The organism is Mesorhizobium sp. B2-8-1 (genome assembly GCF_006440955.1).
Lineage (GTDB): Bacteria > Pseudomonadota > Alphaproteobacteria > Rhizobiales > Rhizobiaceae > Mesorhizobium.
The window spans coordinates 168,972-188,498 of record NZ_VFTX01000002.1 but is presented as its reverse complement, the minus strand read 5'-3'; the positions used below and the strand labels follow the sequence as shown (position 1 = coordinate 188,498).

Genomic DNA, 19,527 nt, shown 5'->3' with positions numbered 1-19,527 from the left:
GGCCGCCCCCCTCTGGCCTGCCGGCCATCTCCCCCTCAAGGGGGGAGATTACTCGCTTCCACCGCTCAGATCAGCTTCTCCAGCGTGATCGGCAAGTCGCGCACCCTTTTCCCCGTCGCGTGGAACACCGCGTTGGCGATCGCCGGCGCCACGCCGACGATGGGCAGTTCGCCGACGCCCTTGCCGCCGAGCACCGAGGAGTGCGGGTCGGGGATGCCGACCGAAATCACCTCGATGTCGGGAATGTCGGCATTGGTCGGCACCAGATAGTCGGCGAGGTTGTTGTTGACGATGCGGCCGTGGCGGCGGTCGATGATGCCTTCTTCCAGCAACGCTTGGCCGATGCCCATGATGATGCCGCCCTTCCACTGGCTTTCCGCCAGCTTCGGATTGTAGAGCCGTCCCGAATCCAGCGCCGACACGACGCGCGAGACGCGCACCGTGCCGAAATCCTCGTCGACCCGGACCTCGATGAAATGCGCGCACCAGGAATGGCGGGAATAGTCGCCTTCGGTGTGCGGCAGCGCCATGGCGATGGTGGTGTAGTTCCTGTAGCGGTCCTCGGCACTCGAATTGGCCGGCATGGTATCGCCTGTCGCCTCGATGCGATCGCGGCCGACGCTTTTGAGGAGCTCGGCGATCGACACATCGGGGCCGTCGCCACGCGGTGCGGTGATGCGGCCATTGGCGACGACCAGCGTGTTGGCCTGCAGCGCATGGAAGGGCGAGCGCGGGTCGCTGATCGCCAACCCGACCAACTGGTCGAGCGCCGAGGTCGCGGCCTTGTAGACGGCGCCCGTCATGACGCCGGCCAGGCGCGAGCCGCCGGCGACGCCGGCGCGGGGGAAGCGAGAATCGCCCAGCTTCACCACGACGTCGTCGGCCGGCACGCCCACCGTCTCGGCCGCCGTCTGCGCCAGGATGGTGTAGGTGCCCTGGCCCATGTCGATCGAAGAGCTTTCGACCTCCACCGAGCCGTCGGCCAGGATGCGCACGATCGCCTCGCCATAGGCGCGCCGCACCGGATAGGTACCGGCGGCTACGCCCCAGCCGATCAGCTGGTTGCCGTCGCGCATCGAACGCGGCTCCGGTGAGCGCCTGGCCCAGCCGAAGCGCTCGGCGCCCGTGGCAAAAGCCTCGCGCAACTGCCTGGTGGACCAGGCTTTTTTCACTTCCGGGTCCTGCTCGGCATAGTTCCGCAGCCGGATCTCCAGCGGGTCGATGCCAACCTCATAGGCGAGCTCGTCGATGGCGCTTTCGATGCCGAAGGCCGAGGGGTTCTCGCCCGGCGCGCGCATGGCGCCCGGCACCACGGAATTCACCCGCACGACGTTCTGCCGGGACGAAAAGTTCGGCGTCGCGTACATGATCGAGGTAACCGAGGCCAACGGCTCCACCCACATGCCATCGATCGACGTTTCATTGACGCCGCGATGCACGATCGACTGGATTTTTCCTTCCGCATCCGCGCCGAGCGCCACCGTCTGGCGCGTCGCGGCGCGGCCGCCATAGCCGGTGAAGGTCTGCGGGCGCGTCATCACCAGGCGCACCGGCCGGCCGAGCATTTTGGCTGCACTCGCGGCAACCGCGCCGTGGCCGAGCGCCAGCGCCTTGGAGCCGAAGCCGCCGCCAATATAGGGCGAGACCAGCCGCACATTCTCGAACGGCACATCGAACCACTCGGCATAGGTGCGCGCCATGCCATCGAGCCATTGGCTCGGCTCCCACACGGTGAGCCGGTCGCCCTCCCAGCGGGCGATCAGGCCGTGCGGCTCCATCGGCGCCTGGTATTCGCGCGGCGTGTTGTAGGCGGCGCAGATCCGGACCGGGGCGGACGCAAAGGCAGCCTGCGCGTCGCCCCATTCCTTGGTCATGGCCTCGATCGGAATGCCGTCGCCGGCTTTGGCATCGTTGAGGTCGACGATGGCCGGCGTCTCGTCATAGTCGACCTTGACGAGGGCCGCTGCCGCAACCGCCTGCTCGAAGGTTTCGGCGACCACGGCGGCGACATGCTGGCCCGAAAAGCTGATGTCGCGCGCCAGCGGGCAATAAGGCTTGTCGGGCGGGGGCGTGCCGAACCAGTCCGACGCGGTTTTCAGGGCCATGATGGTGTCCGGCGTCAGCACTTGCAGCACGCCGGGCGCCGCCTCAGCCTGCGCCGTATCGATGGCGCGCACCTTGCCGGACGCGATCGTGCTGTCGACCAGCACGGCGTAGGCCAGGTCTTCGAGCTGCTGTTCGACAGCGTATTTGGCCGCACCGGTGATCTTGGCCGGGCCGTCGACGCGCGACAGCCGGCCTCCTACGGCTTGTGCCAGCACGCCGTCGGAGGCGTCGCCATGTCTTGCGATGTGAACGGTCATGCCGCTTCTCCCAGTTTGAGGATCGCTCTGGCCACGACGCGCGGCGCGAGCTCGATCTTGTAGTGGTTGGCGCCATGGTCGACGGCGCCCTCGACGGCGAGCAGGCTGGCCGCGCGGACAGCCTTAGGCTCCAGCACCTTGCCTTTCAGCGCCTCTTCCACGGCGCGCGCCCGCCAGGGCTTCGTGGCAACGCCGCCGAGCGCGACGCGCAGGTCGCGGACGGTGCGCCCGTCGGCCTCGAGTTCGAGGCCGACGGCGGCACTGGCGGCGGCGAACTCATAAGACTGCCGGTCGCGGACCTTCACGTAGGTCGAGCGGCGGGCGGCGGCGGATCCGGGGACTTCGATGGCAGTGATCATCTCGCCCGGTTCGATCGCGTGTTCCTTCTGAGGCGTGGTGCCGGGCAGCAGGAAAAAGTCGTCGACCAAGACCCGGCGTTCGCCGAGATGGACCACCGCATCGAAGGCGACCAGCGCGGTGGCGAGGTCGCCGGGATAGGTGGCGATGCAGGCTTCGCTGGTGCCGAGCACCGCATGGCCCCTGGTGACGCCGCCGATCGCCGAACAGCCGCTGCCGGGCTCGCGCTTGTTGCAGGCGCCAAAATTCGAGGGATCGCGGAAATAGGGGCAGCGTGTGCGCTGCATCAGATTGCCGCCGACGGTCGCCATGTTGCGGAGTTGCGCCGAAGCCGCCTGCCACAGCGCCTCCGAGACAGCGGGAAAGCCGCCCTTGATGCCGGCATGGTCGGCGACATGGCTCATCCTGGCGAGCGCGCCGATGACGGCGCCGCGCTCGTCGATCTCGATGGTGTCCAGCCCCTTGAGATGGGTGATGTCGACCAGGCTGTCGGGCTCGGCGACGCCGCATTTGGCGAGGTCGATCAGCGTCGTGCCGCCGGCCAGCAGCATGGCGCCGGGCAGGGCGGCCGCCTGGCGTGCGGCGTCGACGGAGTTGGCGCGAAGATAGGAAAAATCCCTCATGACGCGGCCTCCAGCGCTGCCTGGCGCACGGCGGCGACGATGTGCGGATAAGCGCCGCAGCGGCAGAGATTGCCGGCCATGTATTCGCGGATCTCGTCATCGGAGCCGGCATGGCCCTCGCGGATGCAGGCGACCGCCGACATGATCTGGCCCGATGTGCAATAGCCGCACTGGAAGGCGTCCTGATCGAGGAAGGCAGCCTGCACGGGATGCAGTGCGCCCTCCCGTGCAAGCCCCTCTATGGTGGTGACGGTGCGGCCTTCGGCCTGTGCCGCGAGCGTCAGGCAAGCCAGCACGCGCTCGCCGTCGACATGCACGGTGCAGGCGCCGCACTGGCCGTGGTCGCAGCCCTTCTTGGTGCCTGTCAGGCCGAGGCGGTCGCGCAAGGCGTCGAGCAGTGTGACGCGCGGTTCGAGGTCCAGCGTATGCGGCTGGCCGTTGATATCGAGATGGACGGGGATTGTGGTGTTCGTCATGGGCGTCTGGCTCCAGTTGCTTGACGCTGAGGGAAATGAAGTGGTGTCGGGGCGGGGAAGGGCAAGGCGCAATGTGGTCAGCTTGGCCGATCTCCCCCCGTGCGGGGGGAGATTACGCTCTTCGGCGCCTTCACCAATCCCTGACGGAAATCGGCTTTGGCTTGCAAGCTTTCAGCACGTGACATACCGGTTCCCCTGATTATATGATAAAGGTGCTCCACTAAAGCGGAGGTGCCTCCGTTTATTACGTGGGGGCTGACCCGATGGGGTTCAAGCCCCATATTTCGACAGTGGAGAAAAAATTGGCCGCAGAGCCGTCCGCCATCCCCGACCAGAAGACCGCAGAGGCCAAGCCGCTGCGCGCCGACGCGCAGCGCAACCGCGACCGGCTGGTCGAGGTGGCGGCGTCGGTCTTCGCCGAGCGCGGGATCGACGCCTCGCTGGAGGAGATCGCGCGCCGCGCGGGCGTCGGCATCGGCACGCTCTACCGGCATTTCCCGACACGCGAGCACCTGGTCGAGGTGGTCTACCGCCGCGAGGTGGAGGGGCTGTGCGCGGCCGCCGGCGAACTGGCGGCAAAGCATCCGTCCGACGTGGCGCTGGAAGAATGGATGCGGCGCTTCGTCGACTATATCGCCACCAAGCGAGGGCTTGCGACCAGCCTGCGGATCCTGTTGACGGCGAATGCCAATCTCTATTCCGACACGTCGGGTCGGGTCTCGGCGGCGTTGCGGCAATTGGTCGAGGCGGCGGTGGCCGAGGGCACCATCCGTGGCGATGTCGACGCGTCCGACGTGCTGCACGCGCTGGGCGGCATCTATTCGGCGCCCGACACCCCGGATTGGCGCGATCGCTCGCGCCGGCTGGTCCGGCTGCTGATGGACGGATTGCGGTTCGGCGCCGCCAAGGCTAGGTGAGGGCGACTGGAGACTGGCCTGCGGCTAGCGGGCACGTCCGCGATTTGGGGGCATCTTATGTATGTGGGCCGTTCCTACAAGGTGATGGATTTCGCGCTCTGGTCGCGGCGCAGCGTCATCTACATGGTGGTGGTGAGCGGACTGGCGGTGGCCGCCTACCGTTTTCCCGGACTTGCCGGGTTCTCGGTGCCGTGGTCTGTCGTGCTGGTGCTCGGCACCACGGTGTCACTGGTTGCGGGCTTCAAGAATTCGCAGGTGTTTACCCGCAGCGGTGAAGCGCTGCAGGCCTTTGCGCAAATCACGGCCAGCAGCCGGTTGTGGTCCAATTTCTGCAGGGACTTCACCGACGCCCCGACAGCGAAGCAACTCATCTATCGCCACATCGCCTGGATGACGGCGCTGCGTTTCGCGCTGCGGCGGCCGATGCCATGGGAATCCATGGCGCGGGCCGCCAATATCGAATACCGGCGGCGTTACCATGTCCAGGAGGATACGGGCTCGATCACCGACGAATTGCGGCCGTTGCTAGCCGAGCAGACCGGGGGCGTCCTGAAATCGCCCCGCCCGGCGATCGCCTTGCTCGAAATGCAATCGGTGCAGGTCAACGGCTTGTTCAAGGACGCCAAAATTCCTCCGCAGATCTATGGCGAACTGACAAAACTCATCCGCGACTTCCACGACCAGCAGGCGCGCTGCGACCGCATCAAGAACAATCCCTATCCCCGCCAATACGCCATCGTCAGTTCCATGTTCGTCATGATCTTCTGCACGCTGTTGCCGTTCGGCGTCGTTCCGGTCTTCGCCGAGATGGGCAAATTCGGCGGCGCGCTGGGCTCGATCGCGATCTGGCTGACGATCCCGTTCAGCACGCTGCTGGGCTGGGCATACATGTCGCTCGACCAGGTCGGCGAGAGCAGCGCCAACCCTTTCGAGGGCAACGCCAACGATGTGCCGATCTCGCAGATCTGCCGCGACATAGAGATCGAAATGCGGACCGGGCTCGGCGAGATCGACCTTCCCGCGCCATTGCTGCCTGTCAACGACATCGCGACGTAAGGCCAGTGCCTTACGGCGATAAGCGCGAACCGCCCGGGCGTCATTGGCGATGTGTTTCGCCCCGGGCGGCGCGTCGGCGCCGCCGTCGAAGCGTCAGGTCTTTTCGGGCGTGCACCAGGGGCAGCCCTTGGCGGGTTGCGACGGCTCGTCGCCGCGCCGTGTCGGCTCCGCCTCGATCGGCTCCCGTGTGTCGGGACCGTGCGTATCACTCGTCCGTGTCATGGTTCTTCTCCTCGACGGGTTGCATCGGCGATTCAAACTGCTTGCGCAATGCTCTGTTTTTGCAGAGTTTTCTCCAAGCGCTTTGCTTTCTCCCGGCCCGCCTGCCTGTTGGAAATCACGCGCAGCCAAGGCGCCAGATGGAAGGCGCTCATCAGCAGGTACATGGCCGGCATGCCGGCGAGCGGCGAAGAGGTGCCCATGCACAGCATCGCCGCATCGCCGCCGAAGATGCCGGCCAGCAGCGCCATCAGGGCGAAGATCGGCGCTGCGGCGAGGCCCAGCCAGTCGGCGATGCCGAGGCGGGCCGCGTCCTGATCGGGACAGCGGCGGGCGTCTGTATGGATGTCGCTCATGTCTTTCTCCTCGGTTGCGCATTGGCGCAAGCCCGGAAAGCAGCAGCAGTCCTGGGAAAGCTGCCGCCTTGCGAAGAGCGTCCGGCCGCGCTTGCGTCGAGCCGGCGCTCTAGCCAGGCTCTACTGGGCGTCCTTGTTGCGGAACGCCGCCTCGCCGGCAGCAGACACTTCGTCCCATTTCCTGTCCGGCGCGGTGTCGGCGTCGTAGTTGTCGCTCCAGTTCCACCATTTGTAGGTCGGGGTCTGCGGATAGCCTTCGGGCGAGTCCTCCCAGACCTCCTGGCGGCCGAGCGGCGTGGCGTCGAGGTAGCTCCAGACGGTGCCCATCGCCTCGTCGCCGCGGTTGTTGATCAGATAGGTGCGGAAGATGCGGTCCCCGTCGCGGATGAAGACGTTGTGGCCGTGCCATTCGTCGACGCCGAAATCTTTGTCGAAGCTGTCGGTGATGGTGTACCAGGGCATTGCCCAGCCCATCCGCTTCTTCAACCGCGCAATGTCGGCCTGCGGCGCGCGCGAGGCGTAGGCTAGCGTGGTGTCGCGGGCGTTGAGATGGGCGAGGTTGGAGACCTGGTCGGCACCCAGCGAGCAGCCGCGGCAGGCGTGATCGGGCCAGCCATACACACCCGGCTCGAAGAAGGCGCGGTAGACGATCAGCTGGCGGCGGCCCTCGAACAGGTCGAGCAGGCTCGCTTTTCCGTTGGGGCCTTCGAACGTGTAATCCTTCTCGACGGCCATCCACGGCATGCGCCGGCGCTCGGCGGCCAGTGCGTCCTTGGCGCGGAGCGTCGCCTTCTCCTTTACGAGCAACTGCTGGCGCGCCGCCTCCCATGCTTGCTGGGAAACGATCGGCGGTGTGTGCATTTGCTTGGTCATGGCTTTTGCCTCGCTGTTCCGGTTTGATGTGACGCGACTGACATAGCGCCGGACAGCGGGATGGTGAGAGTTACAAGTGTGGCGGGATTCGCCGTGGCGGGATTTTTTTGATGGATTCGCTGATCACGGCCGCGGGGCTGTTGCTGGCGGCGGGTGACCCGCTCGGCGCGCTCGACCGCGTGGCGTTGCGCGAGGACGCGCCGGCGCTGGCGCTGCGCGGCATCGCCATGGCGCAGCTCGGCGATCTCGACCGGGCCAGGGCTCTGCTGCGGCGGGCGGGGCGCACCTTCGGGCCGAGGGAAGCGGTGGCGCGCGCCAGATGCGTCATCGCCGAAGCCGAGATCGCGCTGGTTTCGCGCGACCTCGGCTGGCCGGCCAAGGCGCTCGACGCGGCGCGGGCGACGCTGGAAAAGCAAGGCGACCGGCTGAACGCCGCGCATGCGCGGCACCTGGAAGTGCGATTCCTGTTGCTGATCGGCCGTCTCGACGAGGCCGAGCAGGTGCTGGCCGGGCTCGATGCGACGCCGTTTCCGCCGGCTTCGCGGGCCGCGCACGAGCTGGTCGTCGCCGGCATCGCCATGCGGCGCCTCAGGACGAAGACCGCGCGCGCGGCACTCGAGCGGGCCCGCCACGCCGCATGGCGGGCCGGCATTCCCGGACTGATGGCCGAGGTCGACAGCGCGTTCCGGGTGCTGGCAACGCCGGCGGCGCGGCTGATCGCGAACGGCCAGGAGCATCCGCTGCTGCTCGAGGAAGTCGAGACCTTGCAGGCATCGGAAGCGCTGGTGGTCGACGGTCTTCGTTATGCCGTGCGCAGACAGGAGGCGCGGGCCTCTCTGGCGACGCGCCCGGTGCTGTTTGCGCTGGCGCGCGCGTTGGCCGAGGCCTGGCCCGGCGACATGCCGCGTGCGGCGCTCATCGCCAGGGCCTTCGGCGGCAGGCACGCCGATGAATCGCATCGCGCCCGGCTGCGGGTCGAGATCGGCCGGCTGCGCGCCGAGCTGCGCGGGCTGGCCGACATCCAGGCGACGAAGCGCGGTTTTTCGCTGGCGCCGAAACGGGGCGGCGAAGTGGTGGTGCTGGCGCGGCCTCTCGAGGAGCGGCATGCGGCAGTGCTCGCCTTCCTCGCCGACGGCGAAGCCTGGTCGAGCTCGGCACTGGCGCTGGCGCTCGCATCCAGCCAGCGCAGCGTGCAGCGCGCGCTTGAGCAGCTTGCCGAGACCGGCAAGGTGCAATGGTTCGGCCACGGCCGCGCGCGCCGCTGGATGACGCCGCCGGTGGCGGGTTTCACGACCACCTTGTTACTCCCGGCGCCGTTGCCGAACGGCTAGGAATGAAAAAGTCGATCAAAGGCGAGGATGAACGATATGAAACATGCGGCGGCCGAAATCCTGTGCGAATACGGCCCCTTTGCGGGCGTGGACAGCGTGCATGGGGTGAGCTTCGACGGGCAGAACGTCTGGTTTGCTTCGGGCAAGGGGCTCACCGCCTTCAATCCGGAGAGCGGGCAGGCGGTGCGCTCGATCGATGTCGCCGCGCATGCCGGGACCGCCTATGACGGCCGGTATCTCTACCAGCTCGCCAAGGACCGGATCCAAAAGATCGATCCCGACACCGGCGCGGTGCTGTCCACCATTCCTGCGCCCGGCGGCGGCGGCGATTCCGGCCTCACCTGGGCCGAGGGCACGTTGTGGGTGGGGCAGAACCGCCAGCGCAAGATCCACCAGATTGACCCCGAGACCGGGGCGGTCCTGCGCGTCATCGAATCCAACCGCTTCGTCACCGGCGTGACCTGGGTCGATGGCGAGCTGTGGCACGGCACCTGGGAAGGCGATCAGAGCGACCTGCGGCGCGTAGATCCCGAGACCGGAGAGGTGCTGGAACGGCTCGACATGCCGCGCGGCAAGGGCGTGTCGGGGCTCGAATCCGACGGCGGCGACCGCTTCTTCTGCGGCGGCGGCCCGGGCGGCGTGGTGAGAACCGTGCGCCGACCGAAATGAGGGCTGATCTTCGCGGTGAGCTCAAATGCCAACGAAAGCGACAAGAGCATCGTCTGTGTCGATCACAGATTCGGCAATTTGTCCGCCGCCGGCTGGCCGTTGCCCGATGCCGGGCCTAGATAGGCTGGACCATCTTCGCAGAGGACCAGACCATGCCTGAACAGATTTCGTTGAACGACGGCTCGACCATTCCCCGGCTGGGCCTTGGCGTGTGGCAAGTCGATCCCGCTATCACCGCCAAGGTGGTGGGTTGGGGGATCAAGGCCGGCTACAGGCTGATCGACACCGCCGAAGGCTACCAGAACGAGAAGGGCGTCGGGGAGGCGATCCGGGGCGCGGGCGTGCCGAGGGGCGAGCTGTTCATCACCTCGAAGCTGCGCAACGGGGCGCACCAGCGCGATGCCGCATTGCGCGCCTTCGAGGATACGATGGACAAGCTCGGTATCGAACAGATCGACCTGTTCCTCATCCACTGGCCGGTGCCCAGCCAGGACAAATATGTCGAGGCCTGGCAGACATTGGTCGAGCTGCAGAAAGCCGGCCGGATCAAATCGGTCGGCGTGTCGAATTTCAACCGGGATCACCTGGAGCGCATCATCGGCGAAACCGGCGTCACGCCAGCCGTCAACCAGATCGAGCTGCATCCGCGTTTCCAGCAGCGCGAGATCAGGGAGTTCCATGCCCGGCACAACATCCACACCGAAAGCTGGAGCCCGCTCGGCAGCGGCAGGCTGCTCAGCGACGCGACCATAGCAGGCACCGCCGCAAAGCACGGCAAGTCCGCGGCGCAGACGATGATCCGCTGGCACCTCCAGGAAGGGCTGATCGTCATCCCGAAATCGGTCCACCAGGACCGCATATCGGCCAATTTCGACGTCTTCGATTTCGAACTGGACGCGCAGGACCTGAAGGCCATCCGCGGCATGGATTCAGCCGACGGCCGCGTCGGGCCGAACCCTGCGACGGCGGCGTTCTTGTTTTGAGGCCACCAACGTTTTTACTCTACGGCGCCCCCCTCTGTCCTGCCGGACATCTCCCCCACGAGGGGGGAGATCGGCTGTCGTGAATGCTTTCGCCAATTTTCAACTTTGAAAAATGTGGCGCTGGAGCCAAAGCTGCCAATCTCCCCCCTTGTGGGGGAGATGCCCGGCAGGGCAGAGGGGGCGCTGTCCCGCCAGCCTGTCAGGGCGCGTCTGCCAAACCAGCCGCGATAACGATATGCTGGCAGACATTGTCTATGTCGCGGATGACATCGTCATTCCAGAAGCGCAAGACGATCCAGCCATCCTGTTCCAAGCGTTTGGTTCTGGCCTCGTCAGCATTGGCAAGACCCGGGTCGCCATGTTGTGAACCGTCGACCTCTGCAATCAGCTTTTTCTCCGGGCAGGCGAAGTCTACGATGTAGCCGGCGATGGGGAATTGCCTGCGAAAGCCCAGGCCCATCAGCCTATGCGCACGCAGCTCGTTCCAGAGCTTTAGTTCGGCATCGGTCATGATCCTGCGCATCGATTTCGCGTTAGCGCGGTGTCTTGGGGGCAAGGGTGTGTGTGGCATGGTGTGAGAGGCTTGATGCTGAAGTTGGTCACCAACGTTTTTACTCTACGGCGCCCCCCTCTGTCCTGCCGGACATCTCCCCCACGAGGGGGGAGATTGGCAGCTTTGGCTCCGGCGCTACATTCTTCAACGTTGAAGATTGGCGAAAGCATTCGCGACAGCCGATCTCCCCCCTTGTGGGGGAGATGCCCGGCAGGGCAGAGGGGGCTGTCCCGCCGGCGTCTCAGGAGATCAGCAGCTTCAGTGCCTCAAATCCCCGAGCCGTCCAGCTGCTGGGCGTCGTCGCCTTCCCAGGGCGAGGGCATGGAGGCGCGGGCGAGGTTGGCCGAGGGCATCGGCATCCAGCATTTCAGCTCCGGCTCGGCATATTCGACGATGCGGCCGGGCGAGGAGTCCGACGCGCGCCAGCCTTCTTCGCCGAACTGGTCGCCATCCGACCAATAGGCGAGGTCGACTTCCGCCGGCCCCTGCTCGGACGGCCGGACCGTGACGAGGATCCGGCTGCCGTCCTTGGGCGCGCTTGACATGTGGCGCCAGCGGTCGGGCTCATCCATCGCTCATCCTCCTCGAGATCCATTGCCATGCTTCGAGAGGGATAGTCGCCTCGCGTCCGGAAGCGGTCAACCCGGACTTTTCGCAAAACCGGTCCTTGCGGTCGCGACCGCATTGTCGGATTCGATCGGCGCTATCCGTCCTTGGCGTGCATGCCGCAACAAGGAGCGAGGCGATGGCGAGTGACAAGGTCGGGCCGAAACCGCACGGGGCGGACGCGGAGATGAAACTGTTCTTCAGCCGCAACCCCAATCCGCGCCTGGGAGTCGCGGTGGCCCGTCACCTCGGGGCGAAGGTCGCGTTCGAATTCGCTTCGCCTATGGCGCCGGGGCAGGCGGAGCGGTTCCGCCCGCTCAATCCCAATCTTTCCCTGCCCTTGCTGGCCTGGCCTGGAGGGAGCCTCTGGGAAGCGGACGCCATAACCTGCCGGCTTTCGCGCGACATGGGTTCGGATTTCTGGCGCGCGGGCGACGACGAACCCGAGATGATCCGTTGGCTGAGCTGGGGCAAGGAAGAGTTCGTCAGGGCCTGTGACATCGTGCATTTCGAGCGCGGCACCAAGCAGCGCTATGGCATCGGTCCGATCGACGCGGAAAAGGTCGCGGAGGGACTGGAACAGTTCCACAGGACGGCGCTGATCCTCGAGGCGGCACTTGGCCGGCGGCCATGGCTGGCCGGGACTTCGGTTTCCTATGCCGATTTCCGCATGGCGACGTTCCTGCCCTTCAACGACGCCGCCCGCTTGCCGCTCGGCGACTATCCCGAGATCGAGCGCTGGTATCGCCGGCTCGAAGAGATCGAGGCCTGGCGCGATCCGTTCCAGGGGCTGGACGCGCCCGCATTGGCGCCGGTCCCCGGACGGTGATGCCCGCGTGAGACGACGCGGGAGCGGCCGACCAGGCTTCAGGATTTGATTCGCGATTCCGCTTCAACTGCTTGTTTTCACATCCATCCGAAACGATTGCGCGCTTGTCATGCGATCGTTCAGCCGGTCCGAGGTTCGCATCAGGCAGGCAGCATTCGCACAACTGTGCGCAACGCCCAACCGGCGGCCATCGGCGCTCGACGCTTTGCAATCGGATTGATAAGTCCCTCTGCGAAGGAGCGGCTGAGTCTGACATGACCGTTGCGATCGAGATGGGACAGACGACCGCCGGCGCGCCGGCGGCGCTGGACCTTGAGGAACTGCTGGCGACGCGGCTTTTGGTGCAGGGCAATTCGGGCTCCGGCAAATCTCATTTGTTGCGCCGGCTGCTGGAGCAGAGCGCGCCCTGGGTGCAGCAGACCATCATCGACCCCGAAGGCGACTTCGTGTCGCTGGGCGAACGCTTCGGCCATCTGGTGATCGATGCCGAGGAACATACCGAGCGCGGGTTGCAGAGCGCCGGCGAGCGGGCGCGCATCCACCGCGTCTCCACGGTGCTCAATCTCGAAGGGCTCGACGCCGAGAACCAGATGCGGCGCGCCGCCGCCTTCCTCGGCGGGCTGTTCGAGGTGGCGCGCGACCATTGGTATCCCATGCTGGTGGTGGTGGACGAGGCGCAGCTTTTCGCGCCGGCGGTGGCCGGCGAAGTTTCCGACGAAGCGAGAAAGCTTTCGCTCGGCGCCATGACCAATCTGATGTGCCGCGGCCGCAAGCGCGGGCTTGCCGGCATCATCGCCACGCAGCGACTGGCCAAGCTTGCCAAGAACGTCGCGGCCGAGGCGTCCAATTTCCTGATGGGCCGCACCTTCCTCGACATCGACATGGCGCGCGCGGCCGATCTGCTTGGCATGGAGCGGCGGCAGGCGGAGGCTTTTCGCGACCTGGAGCGCGGGCATTTCATGGCGCTGGGCCCGGCGCTGTCGCGCCGCCCGCTCGGCCTGCGCATCGGGCCGACGGATACCAGCCCGCGCAACGGCACGCCGCGCCTGATGCCGTTGCCGGAAGCGGCATTGGAGGATGCCCGCGCGATCATCCTGGCGGCACCGCCGCCGGAGGCCGCGCGGCCGCAGCGGCGGATGACATCGCCGGACCTGCTCGACCAATTGATGGCGGCGAAGTCGGCGGCGCTGGAGATCCGCCCCGAACCGGCCGAGCCGGCGCCCAGCGCCGAGGACCTGGCGGAGCGGCGCGAGCGGATGGACCGCATCCTGCGCGCCATCCTGGCGGAGCCCGATGCGGGCTTCCGCGTCATCGGCGTGCTCTACCAGGAGTTCGTGGTGCGCTGCCGCATCGAGGGACTGGCCTCGGTCGTGCCCGATCTGCAGGAGTTTCGCCGCATGCTGACGCGCGCCCGCGCCGGCGTCGGCTCCGATATGGCCGAGGACGATGCGTGGCGCGACGTCTCCGTGCGCGCTTCGCTGCTACCCGAGGACATGCAGGGCGTGTTCATGATGATCGCCCGCGCGGCCAAGGAAGGCTGGCCTTGCCCGAGCGACGCCGCGATCGCCCGCGCCTATGGCTCGCACTCCATGCGCCGCGCCCGGCGCCTGCTCACCTATATCGAAGAGCAGGGCCTGATCGTGTGCCAGCTCGACGGTACCGGCCGGCGCACCGTCACGCTGGTGGAACTCGCCTGGGCGACGGCGCCGGGCGACCCAAATGCGGCGCCGGGCGATCCCAATGCCGAGGAGGCGGAGCAGGGCAGCCTGGCGCTGTGATGGCGTGGGCGGGACGGTTGCGGTTGTCCACTGGAACATAACGAGAACATGTGATACTCTATCGCATCGGTGAGTCTTGCGCGGTACGGTCGAGGGCGATGGGTAAAATTTCACAGATTCGTGGGTCGAAATTGCCTGCCGTCTTGCGCTCGGCGGCTGATGCATTGCGAGCGGCGCGCGCGGAGCTGTCGAAGGCTCGCCTGCTGGCACGCGCATGGTGCGAGACGATCGACGAATGCGACCGCGAAACCTATGCGGTTTCGCTGACCCGGCGCGCGCTGGAGGCCTTGTCGGCGGCCCTCGGCATTTCTCCGGCGATCTGCCCCTCGCTCGCCTTCGAAACGGAAGCGCTGGACGAGCCGGCCTCCGCGCTTGCGCACAGCATCGGAGAGACCGCCGCGCGGCTGCCGATCCTCGAAGCGCTGCATCTCGTCACCAGCCTCTATCCGGTCCTGCTGCCGACCAGGGAGCGCGGTGAGCGCGGTGCCTTCTACACGCCGCCGGCGCTGGTCAACCGCCTGCTCGACCAGGCCGAGGAAGAGGGCCTGGACTGGCGCAGCGCGCGGGTTCTCGATCCCGCCGCCGGCGGTGGGACGTTTCTGTTTCATGCCGCGCACCGCATGATCGCCGCGCTCGGCGATTGCGAGCCCGCCTTCGCGCTCAGCCATGTCGGCACCAGGCTTGCCGGTTTCGAGCTCGATCCTCTCGCGGCGCGGCTGGCGCAAGGCGCCCTGGAGATCGCGCTCGCCGATATTGCGACCAGGGCCGGGCGCGCCGCCCCGGCCATGGTGACGGCCTGCGACACGCTTGAAGCCGATCCGGAACCCGTCTTCGATCTCGTCGTCGGCAATCCGCCCTATGGGCGGGTCTCGCTGCCGTCGCAATTGCGCGAGCGCTATGCGCGCGGCCTCTACGGGCACGCCAATCTCTACGGCGTTTTCACCGATGCCGCGCTGCGCTGGACCAAGCCTGGCGGCCTCATCGCCTTCCTGACGCCGACAAGCTTTCTCGGCGGCCAATACTACTCGGCGCTGCGCAGCCTTCTGGCCAAGGAGGCGCCGCCCGTCGCGATCGACTTCGTGCATGCGCGGCGCGGCGTTTTCGAGGATGTGTTGCAAGAGACGCTGCTTGCCGTCTACGTCAACGGCGCCGAGCCGCGGCGCGCGCAGATCCACTACCTGACCGTCGCCTCCGAGACCGAGGCCGGGATTGCCCGCAACGGCACGATTGGCTTGCCATCCGACCGCGCCATGCCCTGGCTTGCGCCGCGCACGCCGGAGCACAGCCGGCTCATCGCCCAGGCCGAGACGATGACGCATCGCCTTGCCGACTGGGGCTATGGGGTCTCGACCGGCCCGCTGGTCTGGAACCGCTTCAAGGGTCAATTGCGCGATCGCGCCGGCGGCAAGGGGGTGCATCCGTTGATCTGGGCCGAAGCCGTGACCGCCGACGGCCAGTTCGCCTATCGCGCGCGCAAGAAGAACCACGCTCCCTACTTCAAGCTGGAGGCCGGCGATGGCTGGCTGCTTGTCGAGGAACCCTGCATCCTCGTCCAGCGTACCACCGCCAAGGAACAGGCCCGGCGCCTGATCGCCGCCGAACTTCGCCAGGAATTCATCGATGCGCATGGCGGCGTCGTCGTCGAAAACCATCTCAACATGGTCCGCGCGACCGGCGGCATCAAGGTGCCGGCGGCGGTGGTGGCGGCGCTTTTGAACAGCCGCGTCGTCGATGATCTTTTCCGCTGCATCAGCGGCAGCGTCGCCGTTTCCGCCTTCGAGCTGGAAGCGCTGCCGCTGCCGCCGCCCAGGAGCATCCAGGCATTGGAAAGGCTGGTCATGGCCGGTGCACCGCGCGACAGGATCGAGGCGGAATGCAGCCGCCTCTACGGTGAGCCTGCATGACGGCACGGCCGCCCTATGCGACGCGCGATCTTGTCGCCGGGCGCCTGCCGCTGATCTTTCCGGAGGGCACGCCGAACCGCATCTATTGCATCCGCGAACTTGCCGCCAGCACCGTGTTCGCCGCTCTCTACATCGGCGCCGTCGAGGGTTCGGGGCGATTCCTGGGCCCTGTCCATGTTTATCGCATGACCCGCGAGCAGGCGGCGCTGGCGGACGATGCAGATCGGGATGCCTACGCCGCAACTGTCCTGCGCAAGAACGGCGCCGTCGCGGGATCACGCTGGTACGCGGACAATACGCGCGAGCCCATCCGCGACGAGACGCTGCGGGACGGGCTGGTGGCGATCGGCGCGGTGCTGCGTCGCGAGGATCTGCCGACGACTTCAGGCCAGCCCCGCTATGCGCTGAGGGCGGCATTTGCAGCCCTGTTCGACCCGGCGCTGGAAGGCGAGGCGCTGGAAACCGCCATCGCGGACTTCCAGGAAACGCATCTCAGCAAGGGCGCGCTGGCCCGCGTGACCATCATGCGCGCCGGCGCTGTCGCCAACACCGCCGGCATCCGCGTCACGTTTCCGAACGGCGACACCAGGCTTTTGGCGCCGGGACCGAGTTCGGTCATCGCGCAAGCCGTCATCGAGGTGTTCGCCAAACGGTTTCTCGCCGCCCCTGCCATGTTGTGGCTGAGCGAGAGCGGCAACAAGGTGGTCCTGCGCGACGACGCCATCGCCAGTGCGATCGGCCTCAAGATCGAGGCCGACAGGAACTTGCCCGACATCATCCTCGCCGATCTCGGCCGCAAGGAGCCGTTGATCCTGTTCGTGGAAGTGGTGGCGACCGATGGCGCGATCACGGATCGCCGGCGCGATGCCCTCCATGCTGTCACGGACGCGGCCGGTTTCGACCGAAAACAGATCGCGTTCCTGACCGCCTATCAGGATCGCCAGTCCGCCGGCTTCAAGAAGACCGTCGCGCAGCTTGCCTGGGGCTCGTTCGCCTGGTTCGTCTCCGAACCCGGCCAACTCCTCGTGCTTCATGACGGCGCGGCCGACGGGCGTCCATTCGGCAGCTTGCCTTGGACAGTGATGTAATAACGCTTCCCCAGCGTCACTAGGACAGCCGGTCGATACACGGATTATCCGGTGTTGCGCTCCGTTGGCGGCCTAGCCTGCTATGTTTAATGTTGGAGTTATTGTATAGGAATAAGGTCTGGCGAATAGCACTTCGTTTGTTGGGAACGAGTAGCATTTCGTTTGATGGCGAGGGGAGCGCCAAACGATGAAGTTCAACTTCGATGGACCTCCGGTGGATGAATCCGAGGCTGACATCCCGCTCGCCTGCCAGCGCCAATTGTTGCCTCTCGTGGGCGAAATCGTCGAGGCGGCTGTCGCGGCCGGCTGGGACAAGGATGATGTGCTTCTGGCTTTTGTGGAACTCGCGTGGGATCTTTACGAAAAAGGTCGCGGGGACCCGCAATAGACGGCCGTGAACGACTGGCTCCGCGCCGCGCCGTTGCGTGCCACTGATGCCGAACAACGCTGTCGAACCACAGGGCCGTCACAGCCTCGCATGTGAACTCTTCCTTCGTGACCGATGCGTTGCCGGCTTACGCCCGGGCCGACGAATCCCGAAGCGAAGATCCGTCAAGGCTCTTCGCTATTGACAGATATGCTGCTGAACTTCCTTCGACGGTCAGTTCTTCTTTCTTATCTCGAATAAATAATTTTCTTTGCGCGTGGAAGTTCTTTTCAATTCGAGGCGTGTGCGTTACGTTGATTCCGGGTCAGGGGAAGGGGATACCAAGCGGCGGTAAGCCGGCTGAGGCAACACGTATGAAACATGCGGGCGAGGCTCGGGAAAGCGGCGATTCCCAGGGCGTCGATCAAGAGCGGACAGCTCGATACGTCCTGGATATCATTCCGGAAAGTGCTGGTCCCAGAAGAGCCACCGCCCGCGGAAGCGTCATCTATTCCGTCCGCAGTCCGGGATCGCAGAAATTCCTGGCCAGGGAGCATTCCACGGGGATTGTGCTGAGGCCGGCACGCAAGCTGAGAGCCTCGCTCGGCAGTGACAGGATCACGCAGTACGATGCGCCGGTCGGCTGTCTCGTCGTCAATCCGGCGGGCGTCGACAGCACGCTGGCCTGGTCGCAGACCAGGGAGAACGCCGTCGTTTCGATCTCTCCCGAAGCGCTGTCCGAGCTGGCGGCCCATGAGTTCGACCTCCCGGACGTCAAGCTCGAGCCGCCCGCGTTCGGCACGGTTGACCTGAGGGCGCTCAACATAGCCCAGATGATCACTGCCGAACTGACCGACGGGCTGCCGCCGAACGAGCTCTATCTGGACTCGCTGCTGACGGTGTTCGGGGTGCATCTGCTGCGCGGTTATACGGGTCGCAAGAGGCAGGCCGCGTCGCCCAAAGGCGGGCTCTCCGCCGTTGGCGCCCGACGCGTGCGAGAGTATCTCGACCAGAACTTCGTGCGGAAAGTCATGGTCGCCGAGCTCGCGTCGGTCGCGGGGGTGTCACCAAATCATTTCATAGCAAGGTTCGCCGGGACATTCGGCATGCCGCCGCATCGGTATCTGATCAACTTGCGTCTCGACCTCGCGGAAAAGCTGCTGGCCGGCGGAGAGTTGCCGATTGCCGAAGTCGCCTACCTTGCCGGATTTTCGGATCAGAGCCACCTGGCCGCGACCATGAAGAGATACAGGGGAAGAACGCCAGGCAGACTGGTGACGCTTTCCGCAGGAATTGAAAGCCCGACCATGGCAAAGTAGCAACAGCTGCCGGCCAGCGAGCCAAGACCGGAATTTCCTACAAGGCTTCCGGAGTTTTTCAAAATACGTCCGTCACCACCAGTGCCCCAAGCTTTGCTGGAGTCATTTGGAATGCCATTCGGTTCGCGCATTGCTTGCCATCCGGCCGGATCGATCACATGAGCGGGGCTGGCGATGCGGGCCCGCTTCGATCAATCACGAATTGTTTTTCGGGGGAACGGGGAGGGAGGCCTCGGGTTGAAGTTCATCTTGGAAATATCGGGAGGCCGAAAAATGCCGGGCGCTGATGGTCCCCCCGGATCGGTTTCCGGAGCCAATTCGGCCCGGCAGCCGCTGCTCAACGTGAAGGGCGGGCTTTCCGCCCGCAGTGCGCGCAAGGTGCAGGAGTTCCTGAACGAGAACTTCTCGCGCAAGCTGGCGCTTGCCGAAATGGCCGCCGTCTGCGGATTTTCATCGTACCACTTCGTGCGCGCCTTCTCCAGGACGTTCGGCATGCCGCCGCATCAATATGTTCTCGATCTCAGGCTGGACTTCGCGGAAAGACTTCTTGCCGACAGCCGCATGACCATCGCCGACATCGCCCATCTGAGCGGGTTTTCGAGCCAGAGCCACTTCACCACCATGATGAAGAAATACCGGCAGATGACGCCGATGCAGGCACGGGCGGCCAAGTTTAACGCAAAGATTAGATGAAGCCGCGCTCTCGTCGTTATTTGATTACTTGATTTTAAAGCAGTTGCTAAGGTAACGAGCCGTTAACCTCCGCGTATATGCTCGTATCTTTTCTCACGAGACAGCAATTTCGTGAAATACCGCGAAGGGGAATCATGTCTTCCTGCTGTGGAGTGGAAGTGTCAGAC

At 65.7% G+C, this 19,527-nt stretch carries 20 protein-coding genes; 12 read left to right on the top strand and 8 right to left on the bottom strand.

Annotated features, from left to right (window positions below):
- Positions 1–65: 65 nt before the first annotated feature.
- The 3 genes from FJ428_RS05195 to FJ428_RS05185 are packed head-to-tail and all read right to left on the bottom strand — an operon-like array spanning position 66 to position 3,819.
- Complete coding sequence (locus FJ428_RS05195) at positions 66–2,363, bottom strand: xanthine dehydrogenase family protein molybdopterin-binding subunit (protein WP_140622943.1); 2,298 nt, start codon at positions 2,361–2,363, stop codon at positions 66–68.
- Positions 2,360–3,343 (bottom strand): xanthine dehydrogenase family protein subunit M, encoded by a 984-nt coding sequence (locus FJ428_RS05190; protein WP_140879035.1) that lies wholly within the window; start codon positions 3,341–3,343, stop codon positions 2,360–2,362. Before FJ428_RS05190 ends, FJ428_RS05195 begins: the two co-directional genes overlap by 4 nt.
- Positions 3,340–3,819, bottom strand: coding sequence for a (2Fe-2S)-binding protein (locus FJ428_RS05185; RefSeq protein ID WP_140500117.1), 480 nt, complete (start codon positions 3,817–3,819; stop codon positions 3,340–3,342). The genes FJ428_RS05190 and FJ428_RS05185 overlap by 4 nt, the downstream gene beginning before the upstream one ends.
- 302 nt (positions 3,820–4,121) lie before the next feature.
- On the opposite strand from FJ428_RS05185, the gene FJ428_RS05180 reads away from it, so the two are divergent.
- Both FJ428_RS05180 and FJ428_RS05175 read left to right on the top strand, forming a co-directional pair.
- On the top strand, positions 4,122–4,736 hold the full coding sequence (locus tag FJ428_RS05180) for a TetR/AcrR family transcriptional regulator (RefSeq protein WP_140500115.1): 615 nt from the start codon (positions 4,122–4,124) through the stop codon (positions 4,734–4,736).
- Positions 4,737–4,793: 57 nt separating this feature from the next.
- Positions 4,794–5,792, top strand: a complete 999-nt coding sequence (locus FJ428_RS05175) for a bestrophin family ion channel (RefSeq protein ID WP_140500113.1) — start codon at positions 4,794–4,796, stop codon at positions 5,790–5,792.
- Positions 5,793–5,885: 93 nt separating this feature from the next.
- Here FJ428_RS05175 and FJ428_RS30855 read toward each other — a convergent pair whose 3' ends face one another.
- The 3 genes from FJ428_RS30855 to FJ428_RS05165 all read right to left on the bottom strand — a co-directional run bounded on the left by FJ428_RS30855 (position 5,886) and on the right by FJ428_RS05165 (position 7,240).
- Positions 5,886–6,014, bottom strand: coding sequence for a hypothetical protein (locus FJ428_RS30855; protein WP_263486928.1), 129 nt, complete (start codon positions 6,012–6,014; stop codon positions 5,886–5,888).
- A 32-nt stretch (positions 6,015–6,046) separates the two neighbouring features.
- Complete coding sequence (locus FJ428_RS05170) at positions 6,047–6,367, bottom strand: hypothetical protein (protein WP_140630624.1); 321 nt, start codon at positions 6,365–6,367, stop codon at positions 6,047–6,049.
- A 120-nt stretch (positions 6,368–6,487) separates the two neighbouring features.
- Positions 6,488–7,240: a DUF899 domain-containing protein gene (locus FJ428_RS05165; RefSeq protein WP_140521469.1), complete on the bottom strand. Its 753-nt coding sequence runs from the start codon at positions 7,238–7,240 to the stop codon at positions 6,488–6,490.
- Between the two features lie 110 nt (positions 7,241–7,350).
- Here FJ428_RS05165 and FJ428_RS05160 point away from each other — a divergent pair, with 110 nt between their 5' ends.
- The 3 genes from FJ428_RS05160 to FJ428_RS05150 all read left to right on the top strand — a co-directional run bounded on the left by FJ428_RS05160 (position 7,351) and on the right by FJ428_RS05150 (position 10,223).
- Positions 7,351–8,571, top strand: coding sequence for a helix-turn-helix domain-containing protein (locus FJ428_RS05160; protein WP_140521470.1), 1,221 nt, complete (start codon positions 7,351–7,353; stop codon positions 8,569–8,571).
- Positions 8,572–8,607: 36 nt separating this feature from the next.
- Complete coding sequence (locus tag FJ428_RS05155) at positions 8,608–9,240, top strand: PQQ-binding-like beta-propeller repeat protein (RefSeq protein WP_140879034.1); 633 nt, start codon at positions 8,608–8,610, stop codon at positions 9,238–9,240.
- 152 nt (positions 9,241–9,392) lie between these two features.
- Positions 9,393–10,223, top strand: coding sequence for an aldo/keto reductase (locus FJ428_RS05150; RefSeq protein ID WP_140879033.1), 831 nt, complete (start codon positions 9,393–9,395; stop codon positions 10,221–10,223).
- Between the two features lie 199 nt (positions 10,224–10,422).
- Here the strand turns inward: FJ428_RS05150 and FJ428_RS05140 are convergent, their stop codons facing one another.
- Together FJ428_RS05140 and FJ428_RS05130 are read right to left on the bottom strand one after the other, a co-directional pair.
- Positions 10,423–10,794 (bottom strand): endonuclease domain-containing protein, encoded by a 372-nt coding sequence (locus tag FJ428_RS05140; protein ID WP_140521473.1) that lies wholly within the window; start codon positions 10,792–10,794, stop codon positions 10,423–10,425.
- A gap of 248 nt (positions 10,795–11,042) precedes the next feature.
- Complete coding sequence (locus tag FJ428_RS05130; protein ID WP_140500102.1) at positions 11,043–11,348, bottom strand: hypothetical protein; 306 nt, start codon at positions 11,346–11,348, stop codon at positions 11,043–11,045.
- A 221-nt stretch (positions 11,349–11,569) separates the two neighbouring features.
- On the opposite strand from FJ428_RS05130, the gene FJ428_RS05125 reads away from it, so the two are divergent.
- From FJ428_RS05125 to FJ428_RS05095, 7 genes are all read left to right on the top strand, one after another.
- Complete coding sequence (locus FJ428_RS05125) at positions 11,570–12,211, top strand: glutathione S-transferase family protein (RefSeq protein ID WP_140879254.1); 642 nt, start codon at positions 11,570–11,572, stop codon at positions 12,209–12,211.
- A 254-nt stretch (positions 12,212–12,465) separates the two neighbouring features.
- Positions 12,466–13,989 (top strand): ATP-binding protein, encoded by a 1,524-nt coding sequence (locus FJ428_RS05120; RefSeq protein ID WP_140879032.1) that lies wholly within the window; start codon positions 12,466–12,468, stop codon positions 13,987–13,989.
- A 131-nt stretch (positions 13,990–14,120) separates the two neighbouring features.
- Positions 14,121–15,893, top strand: coding sequence for an N-6 DNA methylase (locus tag FJ428_RS05115; RefSeq protein WP_224519121.1), 1,773 nt, complete (start codon positions 14,121–14,123; stop codon positions 15,891–15,893).
- Positions 15,890–16,981, top strand: a complete 1,092-nt coding sequence (locus tag FJ428_RS05110; protein ID WP_140500097.1) for a BsuBI/PstI family type II restriction endonuclease — start codon at positions 15,890–15,892, stop codon at positions 16,979–16,981. Before FJ428_RS05115 ends, FJ428_RS05110 begins: the two co-directional genes overlap by 4 nt.
- 187 nt (positions 16,982–17,168) lie before the next feature.
- Entirely contained in the window at positions 17,169–17,369 is a 201-nt protein-coding gene (locus tag FJ428_RS05105; RefSeq protein WP_140500096.1) for a hypothetical protein, read from the top strand.
- Positions 17,370–17,476: 107 nt separating this feature from the next.
- Entirely contained in the window at positions 17,477–18,667 is a 1,191-nt protein-coding gene (locus tag FJ428_RS05100; protein ID WP_224519120.1) for an AraC family transcriptional regulator, read from the top strand.
- A gap of 273 nt (positions 18,668–18,940) precedes the next feature.
- Positions 18,941–19,360, top strand: a complete 420-nt coding sequence (locus FJ428_RS05095; protein WP_224519119.1) for an AraC family transcriptional regulator — start codon at positions 18,941–18,943, stop codon at positions 19,358–19,360.
- Positions 19,361–19,527: the final 167 nt, after the last annotated feature.

Coding starts and splice junctions, on each gene's coding strand:
- FJ428_RS05120 (WP_140879032.1), top strand. CDS start 12,466: ATGACCGTTGCGATCGAGATGGGACAGACGACCGCCGGCGCGCCGGCG.
- FJ428_RS05170 (WP_140630624.1), bottom strand. CDS start 6,367: ATGAGCGACATCCATACAGACGCCCGCCGCTGTCCCGATCAGGACGCG.
- FJ428_RS30855 (WP_263486928.1), bottom strand. CDS start 6,014: ATGACACGGACGAGTGATACGCACGGTCCCGACACACGGGAGCCGATC.
- FJ428_RS05105 (WP_140500096.1), top strand. CDS start 17,169: ATGAAGTTCAACTTCGATGGACCTCCGGTGGATGAATCCGAGGCTGAC.
- FJ428_RS05125 (WP_140879254.1), top strand. CDS start 11,570: ATGAAACTGTTCTTCAGCCGCAACCCCAATCCGCGCCTGGGAGTCGCG.
- FJ428_RS05140 (WP_140521473.1), bottom strand. CDS start 10,794: ATGCCACACACACCCTTGCCCCCAAGACACCGCGCTAACGCGAAATCG.
- FJ428_RS05130 (WP_140500102.1), bottom strand. CDS start 11,348: ATGGATGAGCCCGACCGCTGGCGCCACATGTCAAGCGCGCCCAAGGAC.
- FJ428_RS05155 (WP_140879034.1), top strand. CDS start 8,608: ATGAAACATGCGGCGGCCGAAATCCTGTGCGAATACGGCCCCTTTGCG.
- FJ428_RS05185 (WP_140500117.1), bottom strand. CDS start 3,819: ATGACGAACACCACAATCCCCGTCCATCTCGATATCAACGGCCAGCCG.
- FJ428_RS05175 (WP_140500113.1), top strand. CDS start 4,794: ATGTATGTGGGCCGTTCCTACAAGGTGATGGATTTCGCGCTCTGGTCG.
- FJ428_RS05150 (WP_140879033.1), top strand. CDS start 9,393: ATGCCTGAACAGATTTCGTTGAACGACGGCTCGACCATTCCCCGGCTG.
- FJ428_RS05165 (WP_140521469.1), bottom strand. CDS start 7,240: ATGACCAAGCAAATGCACACACCGCCGATCGTTTCCCAGCAAGCATGG.
- FJ428_RS05160 (WP_140521470.1), top strand. CDS start 7,351: ATGGATTCGCTGATCACGGCCGCGGGGCTGTTGCTGGCGGCGGGTGAC.
- FJ428_RS05190 (WP_140879035.1), bottom strand. CDS start 3,343: ATGAGGGATTTTTCCTATCTTCGCGCCAACTCCGTCGACGCCGCACGC.
- FJ428_RS05095 (WP_224519119.1), top strand. CDS start 18,941: ATGCCGGGCGCTGATGGTCCCCCCGGATCGGTTTCCGGAGCCAATTCG.
- FJ428_RS05110 (WP_140500097.1), top strand. CDS start 15,890: ATGACGGCACGGCCGCCCTATGCGACGCGCGATCTTGTCGCCGGGCGC.
- FJ428_RS05195 (WP_140622943.1), bottom strand. CDS start 2,363: ATGACCGTTCACATCGCAAGACATGGCGACGCCTCCGACGGCGTGCTG.